This window comes from Streptomyces turgidiscabies Car8, from assembly GCF_000331005.1.
GTDB lineage: Bacteria > Actinomycetota > Actinomycetes > Streptomycetales > Streptomycetaceae > Streptomyces > Streptomyces turgidiscabies.
In genome coordinates this window covers 1-7,757 of record NZ_AEJB01000146.1, presented here as the reverse complement: position 1 = coordinate 7,757, position 7,757 = coordinate 1, and the positions used below count along the sequence as shown (strand labels likewise).

At 68.9% G+C, this 7,757-nt stretch carries 8 protein-coding genes and 1 pseudogene; 2 read left to right on the top strand and 7 right to left on the bottom strand.

What is annotated here, in order from left to right:
* From STRTUCAR8_RS09250 to thyX, 4 genes and pseudogenes are all read right to left on the bottom strand, one after another.
* Positions 1 to 322, bottom strand: a pseudogene (locus STRTUCAR8_RS09250) (ATP phosphoribosyltransferase regulatory subunit); the annotation flags it as partial.
* Between the two features lie 49 nt (positions 323 to 371).
* Positions 372 to 2,057, bottom strand: a complete 1,686-nt coding sequence (locus STRTUCAR8_RS09245; RefSeq protein WP_006375292.1) for a ribonuclease J — start codon at positions 2,055 to 2,057, stop codon at positions 372 to 374.
* A 129-nt stretch (positions 2,058 to 2,186) separates the two neighbouring features.
* Entirely contained in the window at positions 2,187 to 3,086 is a 900-nt protein-coding gene (dapA, locus tag STRTUCAR8_RS09240; protein ID WP_006375293.1) for a 4-hydroxy-tetrahydrodipicolinate synthase, read from the bottom strand.
* A 217-nt stretch (positions 3,087 to 3,303) separates the two neighbouring features.
* Positions 3,304 to 4,044: an FAD-dependent thymidylate synthase gene (gene thyX / locus STRTUCAR8_RS09235; protein ID WP_006375296.1), complete on the bottom strand. Its 741-nt coding sequence runs from the start codon at positions 4,042 to 4,044 to the stop codon at positions 3,304 to 3,306.
* A 186-nt stretch (positions 4,045 to 4,230) separates the two neighbouring features.
* Here thyX and STRTUCAR8_RS09230 point away from each other — a divergent pair, with 186 nt between their 5' ends.
* Both STRTUCAR8_RS09230 and STRTUCAR8_RS09225 read left to right on the top strand, forming a co-directional pair.
* Positions 4,231 to 4,470 (top strand): hypothetical protein, encoded by a 240-nt coding sequence (locus STRTUCAR8_RS09230; RefSeq protein ID WP_006375297.1) that lies wholly within the window; start codon positions 4,231 to 4,233, stop codon positions 4,468 to 4,470.
* A gap of 126 nt (positions 4,471 to 4,596) precedes the next feature.
* Complete coding sequence (locus STRTUCAR8_RS09225; protein ID WP_006375294.1) at positions 4,597 to 5,154, top strand: PH domain-containing protein; 558 nt, start codon at positions 4,597 to 4,599, stop codon at positions 5,152 to 5,154.
* A gap of 22 nt (positions 5,155 to 5,176) precedes the next feature.
* Here STRTUCAR8_RS09225 and STRTUCAR8_RS09220 read toward each other — a convergent pair whose 3' ends face one another.
* From STRTUCAR8_RS09220 to STRTUCAR8_RS09210, 3 genes are all read right to left on the bottom strand, one after another.
* Positions 5,177 to 5,635 (bottom strand): tetratricopeptide repeat protein, encoded by a 459-nt coding sequence (locus STRTUCAR8_RS09220; RefSeq protein ID WP_006375291.1) that lies wholly within the window; start codon positions 5,633 to 5,635, stop codon positions 5,177 to 5,179.
* Between the two features lie 8 nt (positions 5,636 to 5,643).
* Entirely contained in the window at positions 5,644 to 6,396 is a 753-nt protein-coding gene (gene dapB / locus STRTUCAR8_RS09215; RefSeq protein WP_006375298.1) for a 4-hydroxy-tetrahydrodipicolinate reductase, read from the bottom strand.
* 50 nt (positions 6,397 to 6,446) lie between these two features.
* The coding region (locus STRTUCAR8_RS09210) for a M16 family metallopeptidase (protein ID WP_006375295.1) at positions 6,447 to 7,757 on the bottom strand (1,311 nt) is incomplete at its 5' end.

Below are 7,757 nucleotides of genomic sequence, written 5' to 3'. Positions count from 1 at the left end.
ACGCGTCACAGAGGTAGTCCCGCAGGAGCGGTGCCCCCACCAGCTGCTTCTGGACGTCGTCCCGCTTGTCGTCCAGCACCCGCAGCGGGTTGATGTCGGCCCGGCGCAGCGTCTCCTCGTCCAGGTCGAGGCCCCGGAGGAAGTCCTGCAGTGCCGCCCGGTAGATCGGACGGCACTCCTTGTCGCCCAGGCTGTTCAGCAGGATGCGGAAGTTCCGGAGGCCCAGCGTGCGGTACGCCTGGTCCGCCAGGATGATCAGCTCGGCGTCCAGCGCCGGGTCCTCCGCTCCGATCGCCTCGGCACCGACCTGGGAGAAGTGGCGCTCCGGGTTCACGTGTACGAGGGGCAGGTCAGGCGCCCCTCCGTGGCCGTCAGACCTCCACGACGACCGGGAGGATCATCGGGCGCCGGCGGTACGTGTCCGAGACCCATTTGCCCAGGGTGCGGCGGATGAGTTGCTGCATCTGGTGGGGCTCCACGACCCCGTCCTGTGCCGACCGCTCAAGGACCTCGGCGATCCTCGGGACGACGTCGGTGAAGGCGGAGTCCTCGATGCCCGAACCGCGGGCCTGGATGTGCGGACCCCCTGTGATCTTGCCTGTCGACGAGTCCATCACCACGAAGACCGAGATGATGCCTTCGTCGCCGAGGATCCTGCGGTCCTTCAGAGCCGGTTCGCCCACATCGCCGACCGAGAGGCCGTCGACGTACACATACCCCGCCTGGACCTTGCCGGAGATCTTCGCCTTGCCCTCGATCAGGTCGACGACCACGCCGTCCTCGGCGATGACGATCCGGTCGTGCGGGACGCCCGTCATCGCGCCCAGCTCGGCGTTGGCCCGGAGGTGGCGCCATTCGCCGTGGACCGGCATCAGGTTGCGCGGCTTGCAGATGTTGTAGAAGTACAGGAGCTCGCCGGCCGAGGCGTGGCCGGAGACGTGCACCTTGGCGTTGCCCTTGTGGACGACGTGCGCACCCCACCGGGTCAGGCCGTTGATCACGCGGTACACCGCGTTCTCGTTGCCGGGGATCAGGGACGAGGCCAGGATCACCGTGTCGCCCTGGACGATGCGGATCTGGTGGTCCCTGTTGGCCATGCGGGACAGCGCGGCCATCGGTTCGCCCTGGGAGCCCGTGCAGACCAGTACGACCTGGTGGTCCGGGAGGTCGTCCAGGGTCTTGACGTCCACGACGAGGCCCGGTGGGACCTTCAGATAGCCCAGGTCCCGGGCGATGCCCATGTTGCGGACCATCGAGCGCCCCACGAAGGCGACCCTGCGGCCGTATTCGTGGGCCGCGTCCAGGATCTGCTGGATGCGGTGGATGTGGCTGGCGAAGCTCGCCACGATGACTCGCTTGCCGGCGCCCGCGAAGACCTGGCGCAGCACGTTCGAGATGTCCCGCTCGGGCGGAACGAAACCCGGGACCTCGGCGTTGGTCGAGTCGGAGAGAAGAAGGTCGATGCCCTCTTCGCTCAGCCGCGCGAAGGCGTGCAGGTCGGTGAGGCGGCCGTCCAGCGGGAGCTGGTCCATCTTGAAGTCGCCGGTGTGGACCACCATGCCCGCAGGGGTGCGGATGGCGACCGCGAGGGCGTCCGGAATGGAGTGGTTGACCGCGATGAACTCGCACTCGAAGGGGCCGATGCGCTCACGGTTCCCCTCCGTCACCTCAAGGGTGTAAGGGCGGATGCGGTGCTCCTGGAGCTTCGCCTCGATGAACGCGAGGGTCAGCTTGGAGCCGATCAGCGGGATGTCCGGCTTCTCCCGCAGGAGGTAGGGGACGGCACCGATGTGGTCCTCGTGGCCGTGCGTGAGGACGATGCCCTCGATGTCGTCGAGGCGGTCCCTGATGGACGTGAAGTCCGGCAGGATCAGGTCGATTCCGGGCTGCTCCTCCTCGGGGAAGAGCACGCCACAGTCGACGATCAGCAGGCGACCGCCGTACTCGAAGACGGTCATGTTGCGGCCGATCTCACCGAGGCCGCCCAGCGGGGTGACCCGCAGGCCGCCCTCCGGGAGCTTCGGCGGGGCGCCGAGTTCAGGATGCGGATGACTCAAAAGACTCTCCTCACCACGCACGCCACGTACCGGCAAGGCACGTGGCGCGCATGACGTTCGTGCAAAAGCAGTTGTTGGATGTGGACTGCGGACACGGATGTCCCGCGTATTCAGTTGTGAAGTCTGGTGTCAGAGCTCTACCCCGCCGGCGGCAAGATCGATCTTGAGCTGGGCGACCTCGTCGGCCGACAGCTCGACCATGGGTGCGCGCAGTGGTCCGGCGGGCAGACCCTGGAGGGCGAGCGCCGCCTTGGTGGTCATGACGCCCTGGGTACGGAACATGCCCGTGAAGACCGGGAGCAGCTTCTGGTGGATCTCGGTGGCCTTCTGGACCTCGCCGGCGGCGTACGCCTCCACCAGGGTGCGCAGCTCCGGTGTGACGACGTGGCCGACGACCGACACGAAGCCGACCGCGCCCACGGACAGGAGGGGCAGGTTCAGCATGTCGTCGCCCGAGTACCAGGCGAGGCCCGAGCGCGCGATGGCCCAGCTCGCTCGGCCGAGGTCTCCCTTGGCGTCCTTGTTGGCGACGATCCGGGGGTGCTCGGCGAGCCGGACGATCGTCTCGGTGCTGATCGGGACGCCGCTGCGGCCGGGGATGTCGTAGAGCATGACCGGTAGTTCGGTGGCGTCGGCGATGGCCGTGAAGTGCCGGTACAGGCCCTCCTGCGGGGGCTTGTTGTAGTACGGCGTCACCGTCAGGAGGCCGTGCGCGCCGGTCTTCTCCGCGGCGCGGGCCAGTTCGATGCTGTGGTGGGTGTCGTTCGTGCCGACGCCCGCGATGATGTGGGCCCGCTCGCCGACGGCCTCCAGTACGGCTCGTACGAGGTCCGATTTCTCCGCGTCGCTGGTGGTCGGGGACTCGCCGGTGGTGCCGTTGATGACCAGGCCGTCGTTGCCTGCGTCCACCAGGTGGGTGGCGAGCCGCTGTGCGCCGTCGAGGTCGAGCGCGCCGTCCGCCGTGAACGGCGTGACCATGGCGGTGAGGACCCTCCCGAAGGGGGTCTGCGGAGTGGAGGTCGGAGCCATGGGTACCACGCTACTCGGTGCGCAGGGCGCGGTCTGCCCTAGGGGTGCGGGAAAAGTCATGACAAAGAAGGAGCCCGGCACTGCCTGCTCGGGGGTTCAAGCAGTGCCGGGTCCGTTTGATCAGGCTAGATGAACCTCTCGAAATACCGCAATACGGACACTTCGCGAGGCTGATCCGCACATCTGTGCCTGGTGGTGCGACGTGCGTGCGTCTGCCTTAGGGTGCGACCCTGCCGTTCGCGTTGAAGGCGGCGTGGGTCAGCGGCATGAGCTTCGCCCACTCCTCCTCCATCTTCTCGCCGACCATCTCGATCTCCCGCTGCGGGAACGACGGCACCTTCGCCAGCTCGTGCTGGGTGCGCAGGCCGAGGAAGTGCATCAGTGAGCGCGCGTTGCAGGTGGCGTACATGGACGAGTACAGGCCGACCGGGAGCACCGCGCGGGCGACCTCGCGGGCGACGCCCTCGGCCAGCAGCTTCTGGTAGGTCCGGTACGCCTGACGATACGAGTCCTCCATGGCGTGGCCCACGAGTTCATGCTGCTCGGAGGTGCCCTCGACGAACAGGTACTTGCCCGGGCGCCCCTTCTGGACGAGCTTTCGCGACGTGTCCGGCACGTAGAACACGGGCTGCAGCTCCCTGTACCGGCCGGATTCCTCGTTGTACGACCACCCCACGCGGTGCCGCATGAACTCACGGAAGACGAAGATCGGGGCGCTGATGAAGAACGTCATGGAGTTGTGCTCGAACGGGCTGCCGTGCCGGTCGCGCATGAGGTAGTTGATCAACCCCGTCGAGCGCTCCGGGTCCTTGCCCAACTCGTCCAGGGACTGCTCCCCGACGGTCGACACACGGGCCGCGAACAGTACGTCGGAGTCGGCCGCGCTGTGTTTGACCAGTTCGACGGTCACCTCGCCGCGCAGGTCGATCTTGAACTCGTCGTCGGGGGTGGGGCTCACGGTCTGGAGAGTCCTTCCCATCTCGTCACTTGGCGACGCCACTCTACGACCCGCCAAACGGGACGATCACCATCGTCAGCGAGTTAAGTCGGTGAAACCGGGCACCGATTGAGACACTCGCTCGTCTGTACAGACAGTGGAGATTCATTCGACACCTCATTCGACATCTCAAGGAGAAGCCGCACCATGTTCCGTCGGCGCGAGCCCGTACCGTTCGCCTTCATCGCCGAAGCCGACAAGTTCCGTAGCAATGTCGCTCCCCCGCCCCGTGAGCGTGCGTCCGCCGCTGACATAGCCGGGCGTTGGCTCCTGGGACTCACCATCGTCGCCGGGCTCGTGGGCTCCCTGGTCCTCGGGATGCCGGCGCTGTCGGTCGACCGGTCCACCGGGCACACCCCGCAGTCCGAGGCGGCCGACAGTCGTTGAGGGCGCCCGGCTGCGGCCGAATGGCGTGGCCCCGCCCTCCCCGGGCCCCCAAGGCTGGTGACGGGGCAGCCGGCTGTATAACCTCACCGGGCACAGCCCGCGCATGGAACTGAGTGAGGACCAGCCGTGCCCCTGCCCTTCCTGACGGCCGACCACGCCTCCGACGAGGCAATGGCCGGTCACGCGCTGCCGTTCGACGACCGTGACCGCTGGCGGCGCCCCTACCGGCCCGGCCCGTGGCGGGTAGGGGCGGCGGCACTCCTGCTGCTGCTCGCCTCGTACGTGCTGTTCGCGGCGGTCATCATCGCGGCCACCGGCGAACTGCCCGGGGGCGCGGTGTGCCTCGGCGTCGCGCTGGCCGTCATCACCGTGGCACTGCGGTTGCTGCGCACAGGCGTGTGGGTGAGCGCGTACGGGCTGCGGCGGGTGGGATTCTTCGGTACGCGGACGACGCGCTGGGAGAAGGTCGTCGCCGTGCGGACGGTGCAGCAGCCGGTGCGCTGGCTCGGTCTGCCGCGCACCGTGCAGGGGCAGGCGCTGCTCCTCGTACGGCGGGACCGGGCCGCTGACGACCTGGCCCCGCTGCTGGCCACGCACAGCGCCGACTTCCTGGGCCGCACGGAGGCGTTCGACCGGGCTGCGGACAGCGTCGAGGCGTGGGCCGCGGAGTTCGGCCGGGGTTAGGCTCCGGAGCGCAGACCGGAAGTCAGACGGTCTGGGCCGGGGACCTGCCGGCGTGGAGGGCGATCGCGCGTTGCATCGCCTTGCGGGCGCGCGGTGTGTCGCGGGCGTCGTGGTAGGCGACGGCGAGACGGAACCAGTTGCGCCAGTCGTCGGGGGCCGACTCCGTCTCGGCCTTGCGCCTGGCGAAGACCTCGTCGGCCGAGTCGCGGTCGACCCGGCCGCTCGGCGTACGCCGCAACTCGTCGACGGGCAGGCCGCCTTCGGCCTCGAGTTCGGTCGCGAGACGGTTGGCGTCGCGGACGAACTGCGTGTTCTTCCAGAGGAACCACACGCCGATCCCGGGCAGGATCAGGACCGCCACGCCGAAGGTGACGGTCAGGAGCGTGCCGGTCTGGATGAGCATGATCCCGCGGCTGCCGACCAGGACGAAGTAGAAGACCAGGACGACGGCCGTGAGGGCGTAGGTGAGTTTGGCGCGCATGACGTCCCTCAGCCGAGGTCGAGGAAGTGTTCCAGGCCGAAGGTGAGGCCCGGGGTGTCCACGACGCGGCGCGCGCCGAGCAGGATGCCCGGCATGAAGCTGCTGTGGTGGAGTGAGTCGTGGCGGACGGTCAGCGTCTCGCCCTCGCCGCCCAGCAGGACCTCCTGGTGGGCCAGGAGACCGCGCAGGCGCACGGAGTGCACGGGGACCCCGTCGACGTCCGCGCCCCGGGCGCCGTCCAGCGCCGTCACCGTGGCGTCCGGCGCCGGAGCCGAGCCCGCCTTCGCCCGGGCCTCGGCGATCAGCTGCGCCGTACGCGCGGCGGTGCCGCTGGGCGCGTCCACCTTGTTCGGGTGGTGCAGCTCGATGACCTCGACCGACTCGAAGTAGGGCGCCGCGATCTGCGCGAACTTCATGGTCAGGACGGCCCCGATGGAGAAGTTGGGCGCGATGAGCACGCCCGTCTCCGGGAACTGGGCCAGCCAGCCGGTGAGCTGCGCGAGGCGTTCGTCGGTCCAGCCGGTGGTGCCGACCACCGCGTGGATGCCGTGGCGCACGCAGAAGTCGAGGTTGCCCATCACCGAGGCGGGGGTGGTCAGTTCGACCGCGACCTGGGCTCCGGTGTCGGCGAGCGTCTCCAGCTTGTCGCCCCGGCCGAGGGCCGCGACCAGTTCCATGTCCTCGGCGGCCTCGACCGCCCGTACCGCCTCGGCCCCGATACGGCCGTTGGCGCCGAGGACCGCCACGCGCAGCTTGCTCATCTTCTTGCTTCCTTACCGGACGTACAGCGGGTGTGGAGCGGATACGGCTGTCAGGCGACGGCCTCGTGCAGGCGCGCGGCCTGCTTGTCCTTGAGCGGGCCGATGACGGCCAGCGACGGGCGCTGTCCCAGGATCTCGTGGGCGACCTCACGGACCATGTCCGGGGTGACCTCGGCGATCCGGGCCAGCATGTCGTCGACGGACATCTGGTCGCCCCAGCACAGTTCGCTCTTGCCGATACGGTTCATCAGCGCGCCCGTGTCCTCCAGGCCTAGGACCGTCGAGCCGCGCAGCTGGCCGATGGCGCGCCCGATCTCCTCGTCGGAGAGGCCGTGCTCGGCGACGTGGTCGAGTTCGTCGCGGCAGATCTTCAGCACGTCGTGGACCTGGGAGGGCCGACAGCCCGCGTACACACCGAAGAGGCCGCAGTCGGCGAACCCGGAGGTGTACGAGTACACGCTGTACGCGAGCCCGCGCTTCTCTCGGACCTCCTGGAAGAGGCGGGACGACATTCCGCCGCCGAGAGCGGTGTTGAGCACGCCCAGTGCCCAGCGGCGTTCGTCCGTACGGGCCAGGCCCGGCATGCCGAGGACGACATGGGCCTGCTCGGTCTTGCGGCCGAGGAGTTCGACGCGGCCGGTCGTACGGAGGCTGCGGCGGCCGTCGCGCGGGGCGATGGGGGTGGCGTCGAGCCGCCCGAGGGCGCCCGCCTTCTCGAAGGCCGCGCGGACCTGGCGTACGACCTTGTTGTGGTCGATGTTGCCGGCCGCCGCGACGACGAGGTGGGTCGGGTCGTAGTGCTTCTTGTAGAAGCGGCGGATGCGGTCCGCGGTGAGGGCGTTGACCGTGTCGACCGTGCCGAGGACCGGGCGGCCGAGGGGGGTGTCGCCGAGCATGGTGTGCGCGAACAGGTCGTGCACGCAGTCGCCCGGGTCGTCCTCCGTCATCGCGATCTCTTCGAGGATGGCACCGCGCTCGACGTTGACGTCCTCTTCGAGGATCAGGGAGTCCGTGAGCATGTCGCAGACGACGTCGATGGCGAGCGGGAGGTCGGTGTCGAGCACGCGTGCGTAGTAGCACGTGTACTCCTTCGCCGTGAACGCGTTCATCTCGCCGCCGACCGCGTCGATCGCGGAGGAGATGTCCAGCGCCGACCTGCGGGTGGTGCCCTTGAAGAGCAGGTGCTCCAGGTAGTGCGTGGCGCCGTTCAGGGCGGGCGTCTCGTCGCGGGAGCCTACGTGGGCCCAGATGCCGAAGGTCGCGGAGCGGACCGACGGCAGGGTTTCGGTGACGATGCGCAGGCCGCCCGGGAGGGTGGTCTTACGGACCGTGCCGATGCCGTTGGCGCCCTTGATCAGGGT